Source organism: Roseibium sediminis (genome assembly GCF_008711325.1).
In the GTDB taxonomy this organism is placed as follows: Bacteria; Pseudomonadota; Alphaproteobacteria; order Rhizobiales; family Stappiaceae; genus Roseibium; species Roseibium sediminis.
In genome coordinates this window covers 1-21,207 of record NZ_VXDB01000020.1, presented here as the reverse complement: position 1 = coordinate 21,207, position 21,207 = coordinate 1, and the positions used below count along the sequence as shown (strand labels likewise).

Genomic DNA, 21,207 nt, shown 5'->3' with positions numbered 1-21,207 from the left:
CTGCGGCAGGTCTGTCGCAGGCAAATGAGTGCCGGATTACGGAAGCGCAATGACCGGAGTGCGCACGCCAACCCGTTGAAACAGATCGGATATGTCGTGGTTGGCCATGCGAATGCAGCCATAGGACACCGCTCGTCCGATAGAGCCCGGTCGGTTGGTTCCGTGAATGGCGTAATTGCCGTTGGAAAGCGTCATGGCCGCAACGCCCATCGGGTTGTTAGGCGCGCCGCCGCGAATGACAGCAGGCAGATGCGGGAAATCCCGGCGCACTTCTGCAGACGGTGACCAATCTGGCCGAAGATGCTTGCCGACAATCTGCGCCTGCCCTGTCCAAGCCTTGGCCGGTTTGCCAACGGCGACCTTGTAGCGGATCGCCTGACCACCGCGCAGCACCAGATAAAGCCGCCGCTCGGAATTGCGGATCACGATGGTGCCCGGACGAAACCTTTGGTCGTGAAAGCCGACAAGTTCGGCAGCCTGAGACGGCATGGCTGATCCGAGCAGTCCGACGACAATGCTCAAAAACGCTATAGTTAACGATAAGGCCTTGATACGCATGACCTTTCTCCACCCTGTTGTTCGGGGAGTTTTACATCATGCGCCCGCCCACCTAAAGGCATTCGAGCGATTTTCTTAAGGCTTGGTTAAGGTTTGTGCTTAACCGGCAACGGGTTATTGCGCGCTGTAGCGCCCGGCATTCCAGCGATAAAGCACGTAACCCTGCTGCTCCACATCGCCCTTGTCGTCAAAGGACAGCGACCCAAGAACGGTTGGCAGACCACCTTCCATCATTGCCGCAGCCACCGGTGCCAGATCCGTGCTTCCTGCCCGGCGCACTGCTGCAACCCATGCCTCAATCGCCGCATAGGTCACCACATCATAGCCTCGGGCCGGGGTTTCACTCTGGTTGAGCCGCTCAACGAGGCTTGCTGCAGATGGAACGGAACGCGGATCTTGCGCAAGTGCAAACTCTGTTCCCTCCCCCGCCTCTCCGGACAAGAGCCAGAATTCATCAGTTGCAAGCGCGTCCCCGCCGATGAAGGCCACAGTCATGCCGCGAGAGGCCAATTCCCGGCGAATGGCTGCTGCTTCAGGATGATAACCGCCAAAGAACACTGCCTCGATATTATCCAGCTGCAGGATCGAGCCGATGGTGCCGTAATCGGGAGAGCTTGCATCAACCGCCTCGTAGAGCGCTTCCTTGCCACCTTGTGCGTGCAACTCGGTTCGAACCGCATCCGCCAGCGCCTTCCCATAGGCTGACTTGTCATGCAGGATCGCAAGCCGCCTGTCGCCATGGGCCTTCACCAGATGAGAGGCGATGACGCGGGGCTGTTGATCATCCCTGGGCGCAAGACGAAACACGCCCGGCCCGGCGCGATCATCTGTCAGCTGGGGCACGGTGGTTCCCGGTGAAATCTGCAGGATGTCCTTCCCGGCATAGACCGGCGCTGCCGCGAGTGAGGCCCGAAAACAGAAACTTCCGATCACAACCGGCGTCCCACTGCCAATCATCTGGTTCGCGACCGCCGTCGCCTCATCCGCATCGCACTTGTCGTCCTTGACAACAAGTTCCAGCTTTTGCCCCAGAACCCCGCCAGCGGCATTGATATCAGCAACAGCAAGCTCGGCGCCTGCTGCCATCTGTTGGCCGAACTGGGCGAGTTCTCCGCTCATCGGTCCGGACAGGCCGACCCGAATCTCCGCCATTGCCGACCCCGCAAGGCAGGTCGCCGCAAGAATGGACAGTCCCAGAGCTTTCAACGCTGTCGTCATGGTCGCTTCCAGTTGTTCGCCTCGCCGGACCATAGAAACTCTGGAGCGCCGAGAAAAGCCCGTTTTCCGCAAACGTGGGCAAGATCACGCTGCAAAGCCAAAGGCTGCCTCGTCAAGGAAGCCAATCGCGGGTGATGTGCCTTGAGCAATTCAACCTCGCCAAGGCCGAAATCTGCCTATATGGTGAAACAGGAAAACAGTCACACTTGTAACTATCAGTCTAAAATCCTGAAAGGACGGCCAGTTTTGGGTTCAGGGACACAAGACAACGACGCATCCTTGGCCAAGGGTGATACTGACGGCTCCAGAGAACTGACGTCGCAAGCCTTCCGCGAAGCCATGAGCCGCGTTCCCGCAGCCGTTCACATCGTGACGACCGACGGAGTGGCCGGTCGGTTCGGCGCAACGGTCTCGGCGTTTTGCTCCGTTTCCGATGATCCCCCGAGCGTCCTCATCTGCCTCAATCGCTCAACGCGCATTCATGCTGCCGTCCTGCGCAACCGGGTGTTTTGCGTGAACACCTTGTGTGAAGGTCAGGAGGCGGTGTCGGATGCCTTTGCAGGGCGCGGCAACATGGCGATGGAGGACCGCTTCTCCAGCTCCAGCTGGACGCCATTGGCAACCGGTTGCTCGGCCCTCGACAATGCAGCGCTCAGTGTTGACTGCGAGATTTTCAGCATCACGGAAATGGGCACCCATTCCGTCATCATCGGCAAGGTGGCCGACCTGCGCATGAGAGATCCGGGCGGCTCGCTGCTTTATTTCCAGCGCGCCTATACCAGCCTTGCCACCTGAAACGGACTACAAATGACCGGCGAGAAAAACCTGATCACCGATGTTCCCGGCCTTCGGGTCGGCAATGCGTCTGATGCGAAAACCAAGTCAGGCGTCACGGTCATCTGGCCGGATGAGCCCTGCGTGGCCTCGGTTGCCATTCATGGTGGTGCGCCGGGAACGCGGGAAACAGCGCTTCTGGAGCCCGAACAGACGGTCGACAGGGTGGACGCGCTCGTCCTGTCCGGCGGCTCCGCCTTTGGACTTGATGCAGGGTCCGGCGTTCAGCTCCGCCTTGCTGAGCTCGGCCACGGCTTTCAGGTCGGTCCGGTGCGTGTCCCGATCGTCCCCACCGCCATCCTGTTCGACCTCCTGAACGGAGGGGACAAGGACTGGGGCATCAACCCGCCCTATCGGGATCTGGGCCGCAAGGCACTGGACGCCGCCGGTCAGGACTTCGAGCTTGGCTCCGTTGGTGCGGGCACGGGCGCAACAACCGCCAATTTGAAAGGCGGCCTTGGTTCCGCCTCCATCAAGCTTGCAAACGGCATCACTGTTGGCGCGATTGTCGCCGTCAATGCGCTTGGACGGGCAACCGTCGGCGACACAAAGCACTTCTGGGCGGCTCCCCACGAGATCGGCGACGAGTTCGGGGCCAACGGGTACCCGTCTCCCTTGCCTGATGATGCGACGACCGTGCGAACCAAACTGGACGCCCTGACACCCGGTGCCAACACCACGATTGCCGCCGTTGCAACGGATGCGATCCTCTCCAAGGCCGAAGCAAAGCGGCTGGCCGTGATGGCTCACGACGGGCTCGGCCGGGCGCTCTGGCCAGCCCACACACCGCTGGATGGCGATCTGGTCTTTGCACTTGCGACCGGAAAGCAGCCAATGACCGGCGGCATTGTGGACATGGTTCAGCTTGGCGCTGCCGCAGCGTCCTGCCTTGCCCGCGCGATTGCACACGGCGTCTATCACGCCTCCCCTGCCGACGCGGACCCCTATCCGACCTGGCAAAAGAAATTCGGCTGACGACAAGGTCGCCAGCCGAAGTCATTTCCCGCTTATGTATCTGCCCTTGCAGGCAGTTTGTTATTCGGCAGCTTCCATGAAGGAGCCGCCTTCATTGTCGTTGCCATCCTTGCCGCTCTTGTCCAGCTGCTGGAGAAGCTGGGCGCGTTTTTCGGCGGCCTTCTTGAGGTTGGCCTCCTTGACCGGGCCAAAACCCTTGATCATATCCGGCACCCGCGCCAGCTCGACCAGAAGACCATAGTTGGAGGCGGAAAGAGTGCGAACGATGAGCTGCAGGTCAGCGGTGTAGTCTGCGATCAGCGCGCGTTCTGCCTTGCGCTCTTCGGTCTTTCCAAACGGGTCCAGCCAGCTGCCGCGCAGATGCTTGAACCTGGTAAGGAAACGGAAGGCGCTGAAGATCCACGGGCCGAAGGCGATCTTCTTCGGACGGCCCGTGCGCGCATCGATCTGCTTGGCCAGAAGCGGCGGCGCAAGATGCACCTTCAGCTTCTTCGGGTCGGCAAAGCGAGCCGCAATCTTGGCCTTGAACGCGGGATCGGAATAAAGCCGTGCGACTTCATACTCATCCTTGTAGGCCATGACCTTGTAGAGCATGTCGGCCACTGTTGTGGTCAAACGCTCGGTGCCGGTACCACGATCCGTATCCGCCAGACGAACGGCAGCAACCAGCTCACGGTATTTGTCGGCATAGGCCGCATCCTGATAGGCGGTCAGCTCGTCAGCGAACTTCTCGATCTTCTGATCAAGCGTCAGCTCCGGCTGCTTTTCTTCCCGAGGCAGCTTGTCGAGGATCATGTCAGGTGCTGCGGCCAGAACACGACCGGCGCGGAACGCCTGAATGTTGGAAGCAACCGACGCGCCGTTGAGGCGAAGGGCTTCCTCGATGGCTTCCGCCGTTACCGGAATACCGCCGGACTGGTAGGCCATGCCGACAAGCAGCATGTTGGCGTAGATGGCATCCCCCAGGAGCTTTTCGGCAATTCCGGCTGCATCCATGGCCAGATACTTGTCGGACGCTTCATTCAAAGCACGGTCCATGCGGATTTCGTCGAAGGACAGCGTCTGCTTCAGGACGAATTCCGCAGTTGGGGCAACCCGTGTATTGGCAACCGAAATGGTCGCCTGACGGTTGGCAAGCGCCAGCTGCTCGGCATTGGTGGCGACAACCATGTCGCTGGCCAGAAGCAGGTCAAGGCTGGCGGTCGGAACACGCGGGCCTTCAATGGCACGATCTGCAGAGGCAAAGCGCACATGCGAGGTCACCGGACCGCCCTTTTGCGCAAGACCGGTCATGTCCAGCGTCGAGGCCTGCTTGCCGTCAATATGGGCTGCCATGGCCAGTACGGCGCTGATTGTCGTCACGCCCATGCCGCCGATGCCCGCCACAAGCATGTTGTGAGTCCGCTCAAGAGACGGAAGTGTCGGACGGTCAATGGCCGCCACCAGCGCATCGATGTCCACATCCGCCTTTTGCGGCTTGCGGAGCGCAGCTCCCTCGATCTCGACGAAGGACGGGCAGAAGCCCTTCACGCAGGTGAAGTCCTTGTTACAGCTCGACTGGTTGATCTGGCGCTTCTCGCCGAACGGCGTCTTTAACGGCTCAACGGACAGACAGTTGGACTGGACAGAGCAGTCGCCGCAGCCTTCACATACCCGGTCGTTGATGAACATGCGCTTGTCCGGGTCCGGAAACAGGCCGCGCTTGCGGCGGCGGCGCTTTTCCGCCGCACAGGTCTGGTCATAGACAATGGCTGTGACACCCTCGACCTGCTTCAGCTCGTTCTGGATGTTCATCAGCTCGTCGCGGTGATCGATGGTCGTGCCCGGAGCCAGATTGCTCCACGGACCATAGACATCCGGATTTTCGCTCAAAAGCGCAATCTTCTTCACGCCTTCGGCTGCCAGCTGACGAGTGATCTGCGGCACGGTCAACGTGCCCTCGATGTCCTGTCCGCCGGTCATCGCAACCGCGTCGTTATAGAGGATCTTGTAGGTGATGTTCTCGTTGGACGCGAGCGACTGGCGAATGGCGAGAATGCCGGAGTGGAAATAGGTTCCGTCCCCCAGATTGGCAAAAACGTGCTTGTCCTTGGAGAAGGCGCTCTGGCCCATCCACACGATGCCCTCCCCGCCCATGGCGATCTGGCCATCGGTCACACGGCCTGCGACTTCCGCCATCGCATGGCAGCCGATACCCGGCAGGGCACGGGAGCCTTCCGGAACGACTGTGGAGGAGGAATGCGGGCAACCGGAACAGAAATACGGCACGCGCGCTGCACGCTCGGCATGACCTTGCGCCCACATGACCTGACGGTTCATTCGCTCGGAAACTTCGCGCATCTCTGCGGTGACTGCTTCTTCCGGCAGCCACTTCAGCAGCGCCTCGATGATTTCCGCGACTGACAGCTCAAGCAGATCAGACAGGAACGGCGCGCCTTCCGGGGTCTTCTTGCCCCAGATGAGAGGACGGGCTTCCGCCTGCCAGTGATAGGAGATTTCCTTGATCTGGGTTTCAAGGAAGGCACGCTTGTGCTCGACGACCAGCATCTTTTCGACGCCGCGGGCAAAATTGCTGATGCCCTCCGGCTCCAGCGGCCACGGCATGGCAACCTTGTAGATCGCAAGGCCGAACTGGCGCGCGCGTTCTTCGGAAAAGCCGATCAGATCCAGCGCCTGACGCAGATCGCGATAGGCCTTGCCCGTTGCGACCAGACCAAGCTTCACCCGGCGGTCAGAGCCGAAGGCGACATGATCAAGATTGTTCGCCCGCACATAGGCCTGTGCCGCGGGCAGACGAAGTTCACGGATCAGACGTTCGGTTTCAAGGCGGTTGCCAAGGAACAGGTCGCGGTTCTGATGATAGCCTTCACGCGGATCATGCTCGGTCGGACGCACGAAATTCAGGCGCTCGTCGTTCACGTTGATCGTGGCCGACGCGTCCATCGTGTCCGCCAGACAGATGATCGCGGTCCACAGGCTGGAGAAGCGGGACATCTCAAGACCATGCAGGCCGTAGTCCAGAACATCCTGAATGTCGGAGGGGTTCAGGATCGGGGTTTCGGCATGCTGGAAGAAAAATTCGCTCTGCGCCGGAAGAATGGAAGATTTTGCCAGGTGGTCATCACCGGCAAGGGCGAGAACGCCGCCATTGCGGTCCGTACCCGAGGCACAGCCCTGCTTGAGCGCATCTCCGGCCCGGTCAACACCCGGTGCCTTGCCGTACCAGATGCCGAACACGCCATCGAAATCAGAGCCCTGACCGTGCATGCGGGCCTTCTGGGAGCCCATCACGGCGGCAGCGCCAAGTTCCTCGTTGATCCCCGGCTTGAAGACGACGTCATGGGCGGACAAGTGGCGCTTGTTGCGCAGCATCTCGGTGTCGTAGCCGCCCAGCGGAGATCCCCGGTAACCGGAGACAAAACCGCCGGTCTTGAGGCCCTTGGCGCGATCAAGGCGTACCCGGTCAAGCGACAGGCGCACAAGGGCCTGAATACCGGTCAAATACACCCGCCCGCTTGTTGCAAGATACTTGTCATCAAGCGTGACTTTTGGATGGGTGTTGGGCAAGTGCACGTTCATCCGAATTCCCTCCGTGCCGGATTTTATTGGGCCCGTCGTCCTGGCCTCATATCATTTGACCAATATCGTCCTTTTCTTCGGCAATTTCTGTGCTATCGTCCCGCCTACATAACAAAACAACGCGTAAAAATTCCGCTCCAGAGCCATGAACGAAAAAAATCTACTCGACGCTTCCGATATTCGCGTTTTACGCGTCCTGCAACGCGATGCATCCATGTCCATCGCCGATATCGCTAGGGAAGCCGGCATGAGCCAGACGCCCTGCTGGCGCCGGATAAAGAAACTCAAGGAACAAGGCATAATCAAGCAGATAACCGCGATTATCGACCGGGAATCGGTCGGCCTCGGTTTTGTTGCCTACTCCTTTGTGAAGCTGGCCGTTCCCAGCCGCGAAAACATGGAAACATTTGACAAGCTGGTGCATCGCTGGCCGGAAGTTGTCACCTGCGAACGCATCACGGGCGCCGTCGACTACCTGATCAAGGTGGTGACCGATGACATCAAGGCCTATGACGATTTCCTGCGTCTGAAGCTGCTCGACAACACGCTGGTGTCAGACGTTCAATCGAGAATCGTGGTCAACACCGTCAAGGACACGGTCGCCCTGCCCCTGCGCGAAAACTGATCCCCTTTATCCACTAAACGTCAAAACGATAGGGATTGAGAGCGCTGACATCCACGGCAGTCTTGTGCCCCAACAACAGCTCGGCCATCAGCCGACCACTGAGCGGACCCAGCGTGAACCCGCAATGGCCATGGCCAAAATTGAACCAAAGGTTCGCGACCTTGCTCGACTTGCCGAGAATCGGCAGAGAATCCGGCAGGCAGGGACGACTGCCGCACCAGGGCTCGCTTTCCACCGCTTCGCCCAGCGGAAAGAGCATGCGCGCCTTGCGCTCGGCTTTTGCCACCTGCGACTTGTTGGGCGGCGCATCCCGGTTGCTGAAATCCACACCGGTTGTCAGGCGAATGCCCTTTTCCATCGGCGTCAGGACGAAACCGTTTGTCAGGTCCACCACCGGGCGGGAGAGCGATGCGCCGGAGCGGGGGCGGAAATGCAGATGATGCCCACGCTTGACCGCAAGGGGAAAGTCTTCGCCAAATTTCCGGCAGAAATCTGCCGACCAGGGGCCCAGCGCCACAACTGCATGGCTTGACGTGATCTCGCCGCGATCCGTCGGCAAGACCCATTGGCCACGCGTCCGCTCAACCTTCGCGGCATCCGCCGTGATGAACTTGCCGCCCGCCTTCACAAATCCACGCCAGATCGCCTCGGTCACAGCACCCGGACTGGAAACGGATTCGGTCTGGGGCCAGAAGATGCCCTTGTAGCCGGGAGCCCTCAGGTCCCGCTCAAGACCGGCAATCCCGTCCTCATCCAGTTCGCGGTATTCCACACCGAAGACCCGTGCATAGTGCCGCTCTGTATCACCGGCAGAAAAGCCCGGCCCGGCCTTCATCAGATGCAGCCAGCCGCTGCGCCGATAGAACCGTTGCGCGTTGGAGAGTTCGGCAAGCCGTGCATGCTCTTCAAGCACCAACTCACGCATGGAGCCCATCACCCGGGCATAGTCCTGAATATGCTTGAGAGACCCGCACCGCCGGTAAGACAACAGCCACGGCACCATGTTCAGCACGGTGCGAAGATCGATCGACACGGCAGAGGACTGGCCGAACAGGATCTGCGCAATCAAGGAGGGGCTGGACGGAAACGGATGCGGTGCAAAACCATTTCTCTCGACAACACCCGCATTGCCGTAGGATGTTTCCTCTCCGGGGTAGCGTCGGTCGATCAGAATGACATCAAGGCCGCGCTGCCGCAGATGCATGGCGGTCGAAACACCGACAATTCCGGCACCTAATACGATGACATCAGCCTGATGCAATGCACCCTCTTGGAAAAAAAGACATTTTATGTCTTACCCTAATTTTTCTGACAGACAAAAAGCACAGTGGCACTTTGCGCGATTAAACGGTTGAAAGGTCTCATTTTTGATCAAACGCACGATCACACTTCCGTTTACGGCCCTTGGCTGGATCGGAAAACATGGGGCTGCTGCCGTTGCGATCTCGGTCGTGATCGGCATGTTGCTGCCGTCCTTTTCCGCCCTTGCCCGACCTCATTTGAGCGAGGCGGTGTTTGTTCTGCTTGTGCTCGCCTTCCTGAGGGTTGATGGCGCGGCCGTCGCAAGGCGGATCAAGAGGCCGCTCCTACTGGCTGCTGCCTCCGGGTGGATGCTGCTGGTCCTGCCACTGGGTGCGTTTGCACTTGCCCATGTGACTGGCCTGAACGAGCTGGGCCCGGACTTCATGATGGCCATGTTCATCGCCACAGCTGCCCCCTCGGTCATGTCCGCGCCCGCTTTCATCTACCTGATGGGTCTGGATGGGGCTCTCAGCCTCACGGTGCTTGTCTGCGGGGTGGTCCTGACACCGCTCACCGCCCCTTTCATTGGCGCTCTCATGCTGGGCCCGGGCCTGCCTCTCACCGCCCTTGGCCTCAGCGTCCAGCTGTTCTCCCTGCTGGCAGGGTCATGGGTGACCGCATGGCTGATCCGAAAGCTTGCCGGGCGCGCCCGCATCGATACCGCCCGCCACCAGATCGACGGCGTCAACGTGCTCGTGCTCTTCTTTTTCGCAATTGCCGCCATGGATGGCGTCGCGGTCAGCTTCCTTGAAAGGCCGCTGTTCACGACCGGCCTTGCAGCGCTGACCTTTGTATTGGCTTTCACCCAGATCGGACTGACATTGCTCGTCTTTTCCCCGGCCAGCCGGGCCGATGCCTTCGTGATTGCCCATTCCAGCGGCGCTCGCAACATGGGCCTACTGGTCGCGGCCCTTGGGGGCACGTTGCCCGACGGCGCCTGGCTCTGGTTCGCCCTCGCCCAGCTCCCGATCTACATGCTGCCCTACATTTTGCGCCCGTTTGGCAGGTGGTACTCGGGCATCGCATAAAAGAGGCCTTCGACGTAAGGCGGCCACAATCATGGGAGCAAACTCGAAAAAGCAATTGGATTACGGATTTGGTCACATGAAACAGTTTGTTCTTGCCACTCTTGGCTGCCTTCTCTTTCCCCTCTCCGGCCTAGCCGGAGATCAGGCTAACCTGCAGGTGCTCGGCTTTTCCGAGGACGGAAAATATTTCGCCTTTGAGCAGTTCGGCATTCAGGATGGCTCCGGGTTTCCCTATTCGGAAATTTATGTGCTGGACGCGGCAACCGACAGCTGGGTGAAGCCCTCCCCGTTTCGCCGCAGGGACGAAGTGGACGAAACCAAGGGCTATGATCCCGACAGGCTTTTGACTGAAACCCGCAGCGAGAACCGCCTCGCGGCGCAAGACCTGCTCGTTTCCACTGCGATTGCCGGAAAAGGTGAAACGGTTGGCAGCAATCCGGTGACAGAGCTCAGCGGCAACCCGTTTGAAATGCGTGTCAATCCGCGCCTCGTCGTTCCGCCGATCGATGACGAACTGAAAGTCTCCCTTTCGCAGTTTGACCTTCCAGACGAGACCTGCAGCAGCTATGGCGCGGAAACAAAGGGTTTCCAGCTTGCCGTCTCCCGTGGCGGTGAAGACCGTGTCCTTCACCTCGACAAGAGCCTGCCCAAGAGCCGTGGTTGTGCAACGGATTACCGGATTGAACGTGTCGTGACCTATTTCCCGGCGGACGGAACACCGGTCATGGCAATCTTCGTCCATGTGAGCACGCTTGGCTTTGAAGGACCAGACGGTCGCTTCCTTGCGATCACCGCAACTTTCTGAGCGCAAACCGGTCACCATCCCGGCTTAAACCGATTGAGGGTCCGCCGGCCGTCTTGCCCTGCATGGCTCTCCGTGCTAGCGGGCAGCCAGTCAGGAATTCAGGCCAGCGGAGCCCAAAATGAGCAAAGACATTCTTATCGCCCCATCCATTCTGGCATCGGACTTTTCCAAGCTCGGACAGGAAGTTCGCGATGTGGTGGAAGCGGGAGCCGACTGGATCCATCTCGACGTGATGGATGGCCATTTCGTGCCCAATATTACCTTTGGCCCGGACGTGATTGCCAAGCTCCGCCCGCACACGGACAAGATTTTTGACACGCACCTGATGATCGCCCCGTGCGATCCTTACCTTGAGGCTTTCGCAAAAGCAGGTTCGGACATCATCACCGTTCATGCAGAAGCCGGTCCGCATCTCGACCGCTCGCTTCAGGCGATCCGCAATCTCGGCAAGAAGGCCGGCGTTTCGCTGAATCCGTCCACTCCCGAAAGCGTGATCGAATACGTCCTCGATCGGCTGGACCTCGTCCTTCTGATGACCGTGAACCCCGGCTTTGGCGGCCAGAAGTTCATTCATCCCGTCATCGAAAAGGTCAAGCGCGTGAAGGCGATGATCGGTGATCGCCCGATTGATATCGAAATCGATGGCGGCGTGACGCCGGAAACCGCTCCGCTGGTGGCTGCTGCAGGTGCAAATGTGCTGGTCGCGGGCTCTGCCGTCTTCAAGGGAGACAGCATCGACAGCTACCGCGCCAATATCGACGCCATCCGCGCTGCCGCCGCAAACGCCTGACATCACGTGAAATAATCACAACAAAGCCCCCGGCTGAGAAAGCTCGCCGGGGGCTTTTTGCTGATCATCGGAATCAGGGCAGGTAAGTCAGGCTGTCAAGAACGGCCTTTTTATCCCAGAACATGAACTTTGCGACGACGCTCTTGTCGTACATCTGCTCGTCTTCCTTGTCGAAATACTGACAGGCAAAGTAGAGGTGGTCCTTGTTCTCCGCACCGGTCGCCTCGTCATAGGCATAGCCGTGCCAGATTTCCGTGTCGCAGGAGCCAAGGCCAGCCAGTGCTGCCGCGACGCCGGAGGCCCCTGACGCTGTGGTCAGGAACCGACCGAAGTCGACGCCTTCCGCAGCTGCCGGTGCTGCGGCAAAGAGTGTCAGGCCCAACGCAAGGCCGATAGAACGAACAGTCATGCAAAAACTCCAAAATCCTGAATTGCAGAAACAGGTAGACACAATCAGAGATCAAGATAAACCCGCTCCAACTTCGCTTCTTCTCCATGCCAAGGCTTTTTCAATCAATTGTTGGTTACAACAAGGGGGCCATGGCAAATGACCCGACAGATGATTGCGCTCCCGCGCGCTTCTCTTCACTCCATCTCTCCCGATGGGGACGCTCTGCCGTGTTTGCACTTGTCTGGAGCCTGATGATCACGGCACTTGCGGCTTTCCAGCTCACACAGGCCGGTCGCTCTCTGGAAGATGGACGACTGGACACGTTGGGCTTCCTTGCTGTCGGCAGCTTTCTTGGCGCGATTTTCGCGCTTGTCTTCACCGTGTTTGTCCGACGTTTCCGCCCCCAGACCAGCGCGCGTTTCGCCGCAATGTTTATCGGCCTGACGATGGGAACAGTCGGCTTTTCCGCCTTCCTGCATTTTCTGGACTACCGGTCCTATTATGCGTCATGGCACAGCTCGACGTTCAAATACTGGGTGGGAGAGCAGATCATGACCGGCGCCGGATCACTCTATATTTTCCTCGTCCACGTCACGCCCCTACTGATGCCTTGGGGTGTTGTGCTGCTGTTGGGTGCATGTGCATTCGAAGTCCGACGCTCTAAAAACAGTCGCTAACATTTTGAGATTAAACGACGTCCGGGGTCCCGATCAGGTCTATGGAAAGTTCACTCTTGCATTTAGTACGATGTCGCACTATTTAGTTCGAAATCGCACTAATGGAGTTTCAGATGTCTCTTTCCAGACGCAAGATGTTGTTTGTCCTCGGTGGTGGAGCCATTTTGGCAGCCGGTGCAGGCATCGGATCCTTTACCGCCACCCGAACGCCCAAGACTGCTCTTGCACCGTGGGATCAGGCCGGAGCCGAAACAGAGCCGCGACGCAAAGCCCTGTCCTACGCGATCCTCGCCCCCAACCCGCATAACCGCCAGCCCTGGCTGGTGGATCTGAACACACCGGACACAGTGATCCTTTACCGCGACACGACACGTGACCTGCCGCATACCGATCCCTATCACCGCCAGCTGACCATCGGCCTTGGTTGTTTTCTGGAACTCATGATCATTGCGGCCGCTCAGGACGGTTACAGGGTAGATCTGAACCTTTACCCCCAAGGGGAAACGGGACCGGTGTCGGTCGCCAAATTCTCGAAGGGAGCGGAAGCCGATCCGCTCTTTGCCCAGATCATGCATCGCCGGACCTGCAAGGAGCCCTTCGCGTCAACACCGGTTCCTGCCGACAAGATTGCGGCCCTGAGCTCCCTTGCGAGGGTGATAACCGAGGAACAGCAGGTTTCCGCTGTTAAAAAACTGGCTTGGGCCGCTCACGAGGTCGAGATGCAGACCCCGAACACCCTCAAGGAGAGCGTGGATCTGATGCGCATGGGAAAGGCGGAAATCAATGCCAATCCCGACGGAATCGATCTTGGCGGCCCTTTTCTGGAAAGCCTGATGTTGGTTGGCATGCTGACGCGGGAAGCGCAGCTGGACACAACATCCAGCGCCTTTCAGGAAGGCATGCGCATCTATCACGAGATTCACGAAAACACACCCGCCTATGCCGTGGTCACTACAAAAGGAAATACACGGCAAGATCAAATCGAGGCAGGTCGTCGCTGGATCCGGCTGAACCTGACGACAACCGAGCTGGGCCTTGCCCTTCACCCGGTGAGCCAAGCCTTGCAGGAATATCCCGAAATGGCCGACCATTACAAAGCCGTGCATGAACTGCTTACCGAACCCGGCCACACGGTGCAAATGCTCGGGCGGCTGGGCTATGGTCCGCAAAGGGCACCCTCCCCGCGTTGGCCATTGGAAACCCGGATTGTGAATGCATAACGAGACGCTTGCTGCCTATTTCGGCTTTTTCAACGAGATCGGCATCATAGAGCAATTGAGTCGCACGCTGCTGGAAGCCCGTTTGCCGGACGGGCTGACAGCTGCTCATTTCGGCGTGCTCAATCACCTGATCCGGGTAAAGGACGGGCAAACGCCACTTGCCCTCGCGCATGCCTTTCAGGTTCCCAAGACAACCATGACCCACACGCTTGGCGGTCTTGAACGGCGCAAACTGGTGACGCTCTCACCAAACCCGGAGGACGGACGCAGCAAATGCGTCTGGCTGACCGAGGACGGCAGGCAGTTGCGCGATGCCGCGATATTGGCCCTTGCCCCGGACATTGCCAAACTGCAGCAGCAAATCCCGCTGGAAAGCATCATCGACCTCCTGCCGAAGCTCGCCGAAATCCGGTCCTATCTGGATGCAAACCGCGATAATCGCTGAGATTAGCCATCAGACGACCAATTCACTAGGCCTGACATGTTGAGGTCCGGCACATCGTCTGCTATGCCGCACCCACCTTCTCCCGAGCTAGAGGATAGCTGATGATCCCGCGCTATTCGCGGCCTGACATGGTCGCCATTTGGTCCCCTGAATCCAAGTTCCGCATCTGGTTTGAAATCGAGGCGCATGCCTGTGACGCGCTCGCAGACCTCGGCGTCATTCCAAAGGACGCGGCAAAGACCATTTGGGAAAAGGGCGGCGCGGCCACCTTTGACATCGACCGCATCGACGAGATCGAGCGCGAGACCAAGCACGACGTCATCGCCTTCCTGACCCATCTGGCGGAAATCGTTGGCCCTGATGCCCGTTTCGTCCACCAGGGCATGACCTCGTCCGACGTGCTGGACACGTGCTTCAACGTGCAGCTGGTCAAGGCAACCGACCTTCTTTTGAAGGACATGGACGACCTGCTGGCTGCCATCAAGCGCCGCGCCTTTGAACACAAGGACACGGTCACCATCGGCCGCTCCCACGGCATCCACGCCGAGCCGGTCACCTTCGGCCTGAAGATGGCACAGGCCTATGCCGAGTTTGACCGCTGCCGCACCCGCCTCGTCAATGCCCGCGAGGAAATCGCCACGTGTGCCATTTCCGGCGCTGTCGGCACCTTCGCGAACATCGATCCGCGCGTTGAAGAACATGTCGCCAAGGCGATGGGCCTGCAGGCCGAGCCGGTCTCCACTCAGGTCATCCCGCGTGACCGGCATGCCATGTATTTCGCAACGCTCGGCGTCATCGCTTCGTCCATCGAGCGTCTGGCAACGGAAATCCGTCACCTGCAGCGCACTGAAGTTCTGGAAGCCGAGGAATTCTTCTCCAAGGGCCAGAAGGGCTCGTCGGCAATGCCGCACAAGCGCAACCCGGTGCTGACGGAAAACCTGACCGGTCTGGCACGTCTGGTACGCATGTCCACCGTTCCGGCCATGGAAAATGTCGCCCTGTGGCACGAGCGGGACATCTCCCACTCCTCCGTTGAGCGCATGATCGGTCCGGACACCACCGTCACCCTCGACTTCGCCCTCGTCCGTCTGACCAATGTTATCGACAAGCTGATGGTCTATCCGGAGCGCATGGTCGGCAACATGGATCGCCTCGGCGGTCTCGTTCATTCCCAGCGCATCCTGCTGGCGCTCACACAGGCCGGGTCTTCCCGTGAAGACGCCTACCGCCTCGTTCAGCGCAACGCCATGAAGGTCTGGGACAGCTATCAGGTCTCCGGCGACGCCAAGGTCGACTTCCTGACCGAACTGCTGGCGGATGAGGACGTGCGCAAGTATCTTTCCGAAGAGGAAATCCGCGACCGGTTCGACCTTGGCTACCACACCAAGAATGTCGACACGATCTTCAAGCGGGTGTTCGGGGAAGGCTAAGGACCTGCACTCATGAAAATCGCCGTCGTCTCTGACATTCATGGCAACTTGCCAGCTCTTGAGGCTGTGCTTGCCGATTTGAAGTCGGAGGCGACGGATGTTGTCGTCAATCTTGGCGATTGCGTATCTGGTCCGCTGTGGCCGGAGGAGACTGCGCAACTGCTCATGGAGCAAGAGTGGCCGACGGTTCGAGGCAACCATGACAGGCAGGTTCTGAACGCACTAAGTTCGCCTGAAACCACCACCGACGGTTTCTCCATTCGGCGGCTTTCAGAAACAAGCAAACAATGGCTCGCATCCCTGCAACCGACTATCCGGTTTTCTGAAGAGATTTTCCTCTGTCATGGCACACCAACTCGTGACAACAAATACCTGACAGAACAGGTCGAAGGCTCTAAAGCCTTTTTGGCGGATGAAGCAACAATTGCAGCCGCGCTTGAAGGCGAACGCTCACCCCTCATCTGCTGCGGCCATACCCACATTCCCCGGGTCATTCGGCTGACCTGCACCGGCCAGACAATCGTCAATCCGGGAAGCATCGGTTTGCCTGCTTATGACGATGACCAGCCTCTTTGGCACAAGATGGAGATCGGCAGCCCGCATGCACGATATGCGATCATGCAGGAAACGCATATCGGCTGGTTCTTTTACGAAAAAGTCGTGACCTATGATTGGGAAAAGGCAGCGCAACAAGCCGAGCTAAATGGTCGACCAACTTGGGCTCATTCACTCAGGCATGGTTTTTTTGGTCCCCTTTCGTAGTCGCCTCTTGGCATTGTAAACACTTGAATTTCTGAAGCTGTCGCCTCACATAGCTGACTTTGAAAACAATGAAAGCTGGTCGATGAAAATCGCAGACACGGACATTCTTCTCGTTCCCGGCTACGGCGAAACGCCGCCTGATCACTGGATGCAGCGATGGCAGGCGAAGATGGCCAATGCCTGGATCGTGGAGCAGAAGGACTATTTCAAGCCTGAAAGGCAAGAATGGGAAGACACCCTGCTTGCGCGGTTGGCAAAGACCACTCGGCCCGTGGTTCTGGTCGGCCACTCCCTTGGCTGTATTCTGATCGCTCACGCGGGCGACAGGCTGAAGGACAAGGTTCGCGGCGCCTATCTGGTCGCGCCGTCCGATTGGGATCGCGACGGATTGGTGGCAGAATTTGATGGCGGAGCGTTCAAGCCGATCCCGCTCAGCCCGCTCCCGTTCAGAACCCATGTGGTCGCAAGCCAGAACGATCCCTACTGTGACTTCAAGCGCGCGGAACATTTTGCACGCTCGTGGGGAGCAACCCTTCAGGATGCCGGGCAAGTCGGGCACATCAACATCGATTCCGGCCATGGTCCATGGCCGGAGGGCATGATGTCCTTTGCCGGGTTCATGAACAAGCTCGGCTGACGAAATCTGAAAAGGTCGCCACTGGCGACCTTTTTTGTTGCTCAAGAGGCCCGCCATGCTTTCACGGAGTTCGTTGACAACTTTGTGAAAGGTATTGTTTCAAATACGGGTTTTTATTCTCACCTGCCTCAGCGATAGTATCGACAATATTGCCATTTGGAGGTGGAAACGTGTTGAGAACGTTATTGGCGGCAGGAGCTCTCGCCCTGTCTGCATTTCCCGGACTGGCGGCCAACGGTGAGCGTGTGACAGTCACCGGAGAGGTCATCGACAGCTGGTGCTACTATTCCGGCGTCATGGGCGGTCCGGATGCCGTGACAGGGTCGGCACACCATACCTGCGCGCTCTGGTGTGCAGCAGGCGGCATTCCGGTCGGCCTTCTGACCGAGGAAGGCAAGATCTACATGGTGCTGAAATGGGCGAATAACGACAAGGTCGCCGACGGCAAGACGATGCTCTCCGTCCAAAGCCACCAGCTTGTTGCCGACGGCATCCACTACGAGCGTGACGGGATCGACTATATTCTGGTTGAGGAAGTCTCGTCCGACGAGGGCATCACCCTCCACAATCACGAAGACTACGGTTTTGTGCCGCCCTTCGCGCAGCCCGGCCAATAAGGAGCAAATCTGATGAAACGCATTGCTTTGCTTCTCGCCTTCAGCGCCCTTGCCGCCCCGGCCCTCGCTCAGGACGGAGAAGGTCCCTATTCCGCCAACAGTGAAGCCAAGAGCTGGAGCCTGTTCGGCGAGGAAAAGGCCCGCTTTGAAGCCAAGGTCACCGACGCGCTGTGCGCATTGACCGGCGACTGCCCGGCAGATTGCGGCGCAGGTGAACGCCCGATGGCCGTCATCCGTAAGGACGACAACAAGATGCTGCTGGTGAACAAGAGCGGCGCTCCGAATTTCACCGCAGCCAACTATCGCCTGTCCGAGTTCTGCAATCAGGACGTGGAAGTGGATGGTCTTCTGGTCGGCGATCCGGACCTGACACCGGGCATCGGCGCAAAGGTCTATCAGGTTCAGCTCATCCGTGCGGTTGGCTCTGAAGAGTGGCTGAAGACCAATCTCTACACCAAGCAGTGGGCCGAACGGTATCCGGAAGCCAAGGGCAAGGGCCCGTGGTTCAAGCGCGACCCGAACGTGAAGGCCGAGATCGAAAAGAACGGCTATTTTGGTCTTGGCCTCGACGCCGACAAGGCTTGGCTTGAGGAAAACCAATGATCCGATCACTGATGATCGCGTTTCTCCTGATCGGTGCCGCATCCGGCACCGGCTGGGCGCTTGCGGTCATTCAGGCAGAACCTGACATCAAGGGCCCGGTTGCGGCCCTTGAGCATCTTCTGGCGCTGGACACGTGCGAAGTTCACCAGAAGCGCGAGCGGGCGGCAATGACGCGCGACGCCATCGAAAGCGAAATGCAGGACCGCCGCAGCAAACTGGCAGAGATCGCACCGAATTTCGGCGCTGGCCCATCAGCCTCCGGACCGCAGACGCCGTTCCCGATCGACCTGACCGCTGAATTTGACCTCGTTGATCAGAACGGGACGCGGCGCACGGCGGACGACTTCCGTGGCAAGACCTATGCCCTCTTCTTCGGCTACGCCAGCTGTGAAGCCATCTGCTCCGCCGTTCTGCCGGACATTGCCAACGCAATGGAGGTGCTGGATCAGGAAGGCAGCTCGGTAGAAACGGTCATGATCAGCGTCGATCCGGCCCGCGATACGCCAGAAGCCATGCGCAAGAACCTCGCCAAATGGCACAAGAACCTGATCGGCCTGACAGGGTCACCGGAAGACCTGGCCAAAGTTCGCAAGCTGTTTCAGGTGGAAATTTCCGAAGTTGGCCGCGATGAAAAGGGCGAACCGATCTATGCCCATGGCAGCCTTGTGTACCTGATCGGCCCGGACGGTCGTCTCCAGACCATCCTCCCCCCCGTGTTCAGCCCGGAGCATCTGGCCAAGGTCATTCGTGGCTATGTGAGTGCCGCAAGCGCAAGCTGAGACGCTTTAACAAGCACCCCAAGGACCGGAGGGCTGACACATCTCTGCCGCCCTCCGATTTTACCAGCGCACGTCTCGTTTTTACTGAATCGCTCGACGCGCTCTAAATACTTGATTTATCGCGTTTCCTAACGGCGAACCGGTGTCCACTTCGCCTAGAAACGCTTTAGCCTTGCGCGGCCTCGCGATGGGTCAGGTGATGGGCAATGGTCGTCACCACGATTGCACCTGTGATCAGCACCAGATTCCCACCCAGAAGAGAAAGTGCGGCAACCACTGCTGCCGCCACCGGCAGCACGAGACCATGGGCACCCGAGCGGCGGAACCGGTCACGTGTGAGCCAGACCGCAAGAAGATAGAGTGCCAGCGGCAGGCCGACCGCCATGACGCCGACATGCATTGTCGTGTGCGCCTTGTGCGCGATGACATCCACCAAAACGGCAAATCCCGCACCAACTGCAGCTCCTGATCCGAATATCAGGAAATGACCGTAACCCCATGTAAAAGTGCGCGTCTTGACGTCCGTATCGAGGGCCTCAATGTCAATGAAATAGATCCACCACATGCAGCAGCAAACGATAAATGCGCTTGCACCGACAGTCAGGAAAGCCGGATTGAAGTGGTCAAGGTCCGCGGTTTGTCCGATGGCCAATGAGGCCGCCAGCAGCAATTCCCCAAGCACAATGATGTTCAACAGACCGTATCTCTCGATGATGTGCTCCCTGTGCCAGGGCGTACGCTGATCGGCCTCTGCAAAATAGGGAATGCTCAGTTCGATAAGAAGGCCGAGAAACAGAAGACCGCCGTAGATGGCTCCCAGTTCATGAGCAAATACAATGACCAGTACCCAGTAAACCTGGGCTGCTGAAATGCCTATGGCGTATTGAAGCGCCGTTTTGCGACGTTCGGGATGCCCCTGCGCTGCCAGAAGCCAGAAAATCACCATGCCAAACCGCATGATACCGTAGCCGATATAGCCGAGGGTCAGGTCGTTGGTTTCAAAAAAGCGTGGCAGCCCGGCCGCAAAGACAAGAGAGCCGAACATGATGACCAGCGTGTTGATCTTGAAAAAGGCACTGCCATTGTCATAGGCCGAAGCAAACCAGGAATAGTTCATCCACGCCCAGCAGATCGAGAAGAAGGCAAAGGAGAACTTCAGGATCGCTTCGGCATAATGGGCATGGGCGATTCCATGATGCAGCCCGACTGCAGCCGAGGCGATCGCGATCACGCTGACAAGGTCAAACAGCAGTTCCAGCTGTGTGGCAGCCCTGTGCCCCTGGTCCGTGTCTCGAGGAGGAAGTGCAAGGCCGTCCAGCATGAAGGTGTCCAATCGTTTCACGAAGCGAATGCCGCTACGTAATTTTTACAAATCGGAATTGCAAGACCCATATTACGTAAACGTCACCTCAAAAGCGTTCGCGCCCTGACAGGATCAAGGGCAACATCCGCCACCAAAACCTTCCCCAGCGTTATATTTTCACCTATGGTTACGCTTCGCATTGACTGATCGACTTTTCATTTAAAAATTGGACCAGGGAGTTTTTGAATGAGCCGCACCGCTTTAAGCCTGCTGGCAACGCTTTGCCTTACCGCTTTTGTGATCATCGGCAGTTTGCCCGCCTCCGCAGAAGTGCGCTTCGGCAAGAATGTCCGTATCGGCGAGCATGACGTCTCCAACCAGACCTTCAACAAGAAGAAGCGCGGTGAATACCACGTCTATGAGGGCAAACCCGCCAAGCAAGGTTGCAGCTGGCGCAAGAATGCAGACGGCTCAAAGACCAAGGTCTGTCACCTGCAACGCAAGCAATAGAGGCCTGCTCGCACCTGCGCCTCGTGAGGGGCGCAAGCCGGAAATACGCTTTGGAATCCTTTAGCAGGCTGCTGAATAACCCGCTGGTTTTTTCGCTCAAATCCTGGTTGGATGATGAC

At 58.5% G+C, this 21,207-nt stretch carries 22 protein-coding genes; 16 read left to right on the top strand and 6 right to left on the bottom strand.

Translation table 11 applies throughout. From position 1 onward, the window contains the following. Window positions 1-36: 36 nt before the first annotated feature. Window positions 37-558: a L,D-transpeptidase gene (locus F0155_RS17840; protein WP_150525912.1), complete on the bottom strand. Its 522-nt coding sequence runs from the start codon at window positions 556-558 to the stop codon at window positions 37-39. Window positions 559-672: 114 nt separating this feature from the next. Next, a complete protein-coding gene (locus F0155_RS17835) occupies window positions 673-1,776 on the bottom strand; it encodes a branched-chain amino acid ABC transporter substrate-binding protein (protein WP_150525911.1) in 1,104 nt (367 codons plus the stop codon). Window positions 1,777-2,055: 279 nt separating this feature from the next. On the opposite strand from F0155_RS17835, the gene F0155_RS17830 reads away from it, so the two are divergent. Together F0155_RS17830 and F0155_RS17825 are read left to right on the top strand one after the other, a co-directional pair. Then, window positions 2,056-2,571 (top strand): flavin reductase, encoded by a 516-nt coding sequence (locus F0155_RS17830; protein ID WP_208999348.1) that lies wholly within the window; start codon window positions 2,056-2,058, stop codon window positions 2,569-2,571. 12 nt (window positions 2,572-2,583) lie between these two features. Continuing rightward, complete coding sequence (locus F0155_RS17825) at window positions 2,584-3,585, top strand: P1 family peptidase (protein WP_150525910.1); 1,002 nt, start codon at window positions 2,584-2,586, stop codon at window positions 3,583-3,585. Between the two features lie 60 nt (window positions 3,586-3,645). Here F0155_RS17825 and F0155_RS17820 read toward each other — a convergent pair whose 3' ends face one another. After that, window positions 3,646-7,164 carry an indolepyruvate ferredoxin oxidoreductase family protein gene (locus F0155_RS17820; RefSeq protein WP_150525909.1) on the bottom strand — a complete coding sequence of 1,173 codons (3,519 nt, stop codon included), beginning with the start codon at window positions 7,162-7,164 and terminating at the stop codon, window positions 3,646-3,648. A gap of 145 nt (window positions 7,165-7,309) precedes the next feature. On the opposite strand from F0155_RS17820, the gene F0155_RS17815 reads away from it, so the two are divergent. Continuing rightward, window positions 7,310-7,789, top strand: a complete 480-nt coding sequence (locus tag F0155_RS17815; RefSeq protein ID WP_150525908.1) for an Lrp/AsnC family transcriptional regulator — start codon at window positions 7,310-7,312, stop codon at window positions 7,787-7,789. A gap of 13 nt (window positions 7,790-7,802) precedes the next feature. On the opposite strand, the gene F0155_RS17810 is transcribed toward F0155_RS17815, so the two are convergent. After that, window positions 7,803-9,050, bottom strand: a complete 1,248-nt coding sequence (locus F0155_RS17810; protein WP_150525907.1) for an NAD(P)/FAD-dependent oxidoreductase — start codon at window positions 9,048-9,050, stop codon at window positions 7,803-7,805. Window positions 9,051-9,156: 106 nt separating this feature from the next. Between F0155_RS17810 and F0155_RS17805 the strand changes: the two genes are divergently transcribed. The 3 genes from F0155_RS17805 to rpe all read left to right on the top strand — a co-directional run bounded on the left by F0155_RS17805 (window position 9,157) and on the right by rpe (window position 11,714). After that, window positions 9,157-10,119: a sodium:proton symporter gene (locus F0155_RS17805; RefSeq protein WP_150525906.1), complete on the top strand. Its 963-nt coding sequence runs from the start codon at window positions 9,157-9,159 to the stop codon at window positions 10,117-10,119. A gap of 76 nt (window positions 10,120-10,195) precedes the next feature. Next, window positions 10,196-10,924: a DUF2259 domain-containing protein gene (locus F0155_RS17800; protein WP_150525905.1), complete on the top strand. Its 729-nt coding sequence runs from the start codon at window positions 10,196-10,198 to the stop codon at window positions 10,922-10,924. A 118-nt stretch (window positions 10,925-11,042) separates the two neighbouring features. After that, window positions 11,043-11,714: a ribulose-phosphate 3-epimerase gene (rpe, locus tag F0155_RS17795; RefSeq protein WP_150525904.1), complete on the top strand. Its 672-nt coding sequence runs from the start codon at window positions 11,043-11,045 to the stop codon at window positions 11,712-11,714. A gap of 73 nt (window positions 11,715-11,787) precedes the next feature. Here the strand turns inward: rpe and F0155_RS17790 are convergent, their stop codons facing one another. Next, entirely contained in the window at window positions 11,788-12,123 is a 336-nt protein-coding gene (locus F0155_RS17790) for a hypothetical protein (protein ID WP_150525903.1), read from the bottom strand. Window positions 12,124-12,254: 131 nt separating this feature from the next. On the opposite strand from F0155_RS17790, the gene F0155_RS17785 reads away from it, so the two are divergent. The 9 genes from F0155_RS17785 (at window position 12,255) to F0155_RS17745 (ending at window position 19,275) form a co-directional block, all read left to right on the top strand. Beyond that, a complete protein-coding gene (locus F0155_RS17785; RefSeq protein WP_150525902.1) occupies window positions 12,255-12,782 on the top strand; it encodes a hypothetical protein in 528 nt (175 codons plus the stop codon). Window positions 12,783-12,895: 113 nt separating this feature from the next. Then, window positions 12,896-14,002, top strand: coding sequence for an Acg family FMN-binding oxidoreductase (locus tag F0155_RS17780; RefSeq protein WP_150525901.1), 1,107 nt, complete (start codon window positions 12,896-12,898; stop codon window positions 14,000-14,002). Continuing rightward, entirely contained in the window at window positions 13,995-14,447 is a 453-nt protein-coding gene (locus F0155_RS17775; RefSeq protein ID WP_150525900.1) for a MarR family winged helix-turn-helix transcriptional regulator, read from the top strand. The genes F0155_RS17780 and F0155_RS17775 overlap by 8 nt, the downstream gene beginning before the upstream one ends. 101 nt (window positions 14,448-14,548) lie before the next feature. Then, the gene (purB, locus tag F0155_RS17770) at window positions 14,549-15,877 is read left to right on the top strand and encodes an adenylosuccinate lyase (protein WP_150525899.1); all 1,329 of its coding nucleotides are present in this window, start codon (window positions 14,549-14,551) and stop codon (window positions 15,875-15,877) included. A 12-nt stretch (window positions 15,878-15,889) separates the two neighbouring features. Further along, the gene (locus tag F0155_RS17765) at window positions 15,890-16,639 is read left to right on the top strand and encodes a metallophosphoesterase family protein (RefSeq protein WP_150525898.1); all 750 of its coding nucleotides are present in this window, start codon (window positions 15,890-15,892) and stop codon (window positions 16,637-16,639) included. Between the two features lie 82 nt (window positions 16,640-16,721). Next, on the top strand, window positions 16,722-17,276 hold the full coding sequence (locus tag F0155_RS17760; RefSeq protein ID WP_150525897.1) for an RBBP9/YdeN family alpha/beta hydrolase: 555 nt from the start codon (window positions 16,722-16,724) through the stop codon (window positions 17,274-17,276). A gap of 170 nt (window positions 17,277-17,446) precedes the next feature. Next, window positions 17,447-17,893 (top strand): hypothetical protein, encoded by a 447-nt coding sequence (locus tag F0155_RS17755; RefSeq protein WP_150525896.1) that lies wholly within the window; start codon window positions 17,447-17,449, stop codon window positions 17,891-17,893. A gap of 12 nt (window positions 17,894-17,905) precedes the next feature. Continuing rightward, complete coding sequence (locus tag F0155_RS17750) at window positions 17,906-18,496, top strand: hypothetical protein (protein WP_150525895.1); 591 nt, start codon at window positions 17,906-17,908, stop codon at window positions 18,494-18,496. After that, the gene (locus F0155_RS17745; RefSeq protein ID WP_150525894.1) at window positions 18,493-19,275 is read left to right on the top strand and encodes an SCO family protein; all 783 of its coding nucleotides are present in this window, start codon (window positions 18,493-18,495) and stop codon (window positions 19,273-19,275) included. The genes F0155_RS17750 and F0155_RS17745 overlap by 4 nt, the downstream gene beginning before the upstream one ends. A gap of 166 nt (window positions 19,276-19,441) precedes the next feature. Here F0155_RS17745 and F0155_RS17740 read toward each other — a convergent pair whose 3' ends face one another. Further along, window positions 19,442-20,617 (bottom strand): low temperature requirement protein A, encoded by a 1,176-nt coding sequence (locus F0155_RS17740; protein WP_150525893.1) that lies wholly within the window; start codon window positions 20,615-20,617, stop codon window positions 19,442-19,444. Window positions 20,618-20,824: 207 nt separating this feature from the next. Between F0155_RS17740 and F0155_RS17735 the strand changes: the two genes are divergently transcribed. Continuing rightward, on the top strand, window positions 20,825-21,088 hold the full coding sequence (locus tag F0155_RS17735; RefSeq protein WP_208999346.1) for a hypothetical protein: 264 nt from the start codon (window positions 20,825-20,827) through the stop codon (window positions 21,086-21,088). The last annotated feature ends 119 nt before the right edge of the window (window positions 21,089-21,207 follow it).

Excerpts from the sequence above, each read along its gene's own strand:
- F0155_RS17840 (WP_150525912.1), bottom strand. The coding sequence starts at position 558 with ATGCGTATCAAGGCCTTATCGTTAACTATAGCGTTTTTGAGCATTGTC.
- F0155_RS17835 (WP_150525911.1), bottom strand. The coding sequence starts at position 1,776 with ATGACGACAGCGTTGAAAGCTCTGGGACTGTCCATTCTTGCGGCGACC.
- F0155_RS17825 (WP_150525910.1), top strand. The coding sequence starts at position 2,584 with ATGACCGGCGAGAAAAACCTGATCACCGATGTTCCCGGCCTTCGGGTC.
- F0155_RS17820 (WP_150525909.1), bottom strand. The coding sequence starts at position 7,164 with ATGAACGTGCACTTGCCCAACACCCATCCAAAAGTCACGCTTGATGAC.
- F0155_RS17815 (WP_150525908.1), top strand. The coding sequence starts at position 7,310 with ATGAACGAAAAAAATCTACTCGACGCTTCCGATATTCGCGTTTTACGC.
- F0155_RS17800 (WP_150525905.1), top strand. The coding sequence starts at position 10,196 with ATGAAACAGTTTGTTCTTGCCACTCTTGGCTGCCTTCTCTTTCCCCTC.
- rpe (WP_150525904.1), top strand. The coding sequence starts at position 11,043 with ATGAGCAAAGACATTCTTATCGCCCCATCCATTCTGGCATCGGACTTT.
- F0155_RS17790 (WP_150525903.1), bottom strand. The coding sequence starts at position 12,123 with ATGACTGTTCGTTCTATCGGCCTTGCGTTGGGCCTGACACTCTTTGCC.
- F0155_RS17785 (WP_150525902.1), top strand. The coding sequence starts at position 12,255 with ATGGCAAATGACCCGACAGATGATTGCGCTCCCGCGCGCTTCTCTTCA.
- F0155_RS17780 (WP_150525901.1), top strand. The coding sequence starts at position 12,896 with ATGTCTCTTTCCAGACGCAAGATGTTGTTTGTCCTCGGTGGTGGAGCC.
- F0155_RS17775 (WP_150525900.1), top strand. The coding sequence starts at position 13,995 with ATGCATAACGAGACGCTTGCTGCCTATTTCGGCTTTTTCAACGAGATC.
- purB (WP_150525899.1), top strand. The coding sequence starts at position 14,549 with ATGATCCCGCGCTATTCGCGGCCTGACATGGTCGCCATTTGGTCCCCT.
- F0155_RS17765 (WP_150525898.1), top strand. The coding sequence starts at position 15,890 with ATGAAAATCGCCGTCGTCTCTGACATTCATGGCAACTTGCCAGCTCTT.
- F0155_RS17760 (WP_150525897.1), top strand. The coding sequence starts at position 16,722 with ATGAAAATCGCAGACACGGACATTCTTCTCGTTCCCGGCTACGGCGAA.
- F0155_RS17750 (WP_150525895.1), top strand. The coding sequence starts at position 17,906 with ATGAAACGCATTGCTTTGCTTCTCGCCTTCAGCGCCCTTGCCGCCCCG.
- F0155_RS17745 (WP_150525894.1), top strand. The coding sequence starts at position 18,493 with ATGATCCGATCACTGATGATCGCGTTTCTCCTGATCGGTGCCGCATCC.
- F0155_RS17735 (WP_208999346.1), top strand. The coding sequence starts at position 20,825 with ATGAGCCGCACCGCTTTAAGCCTGCTGGCAACGCTTTGCCTTACCGCT.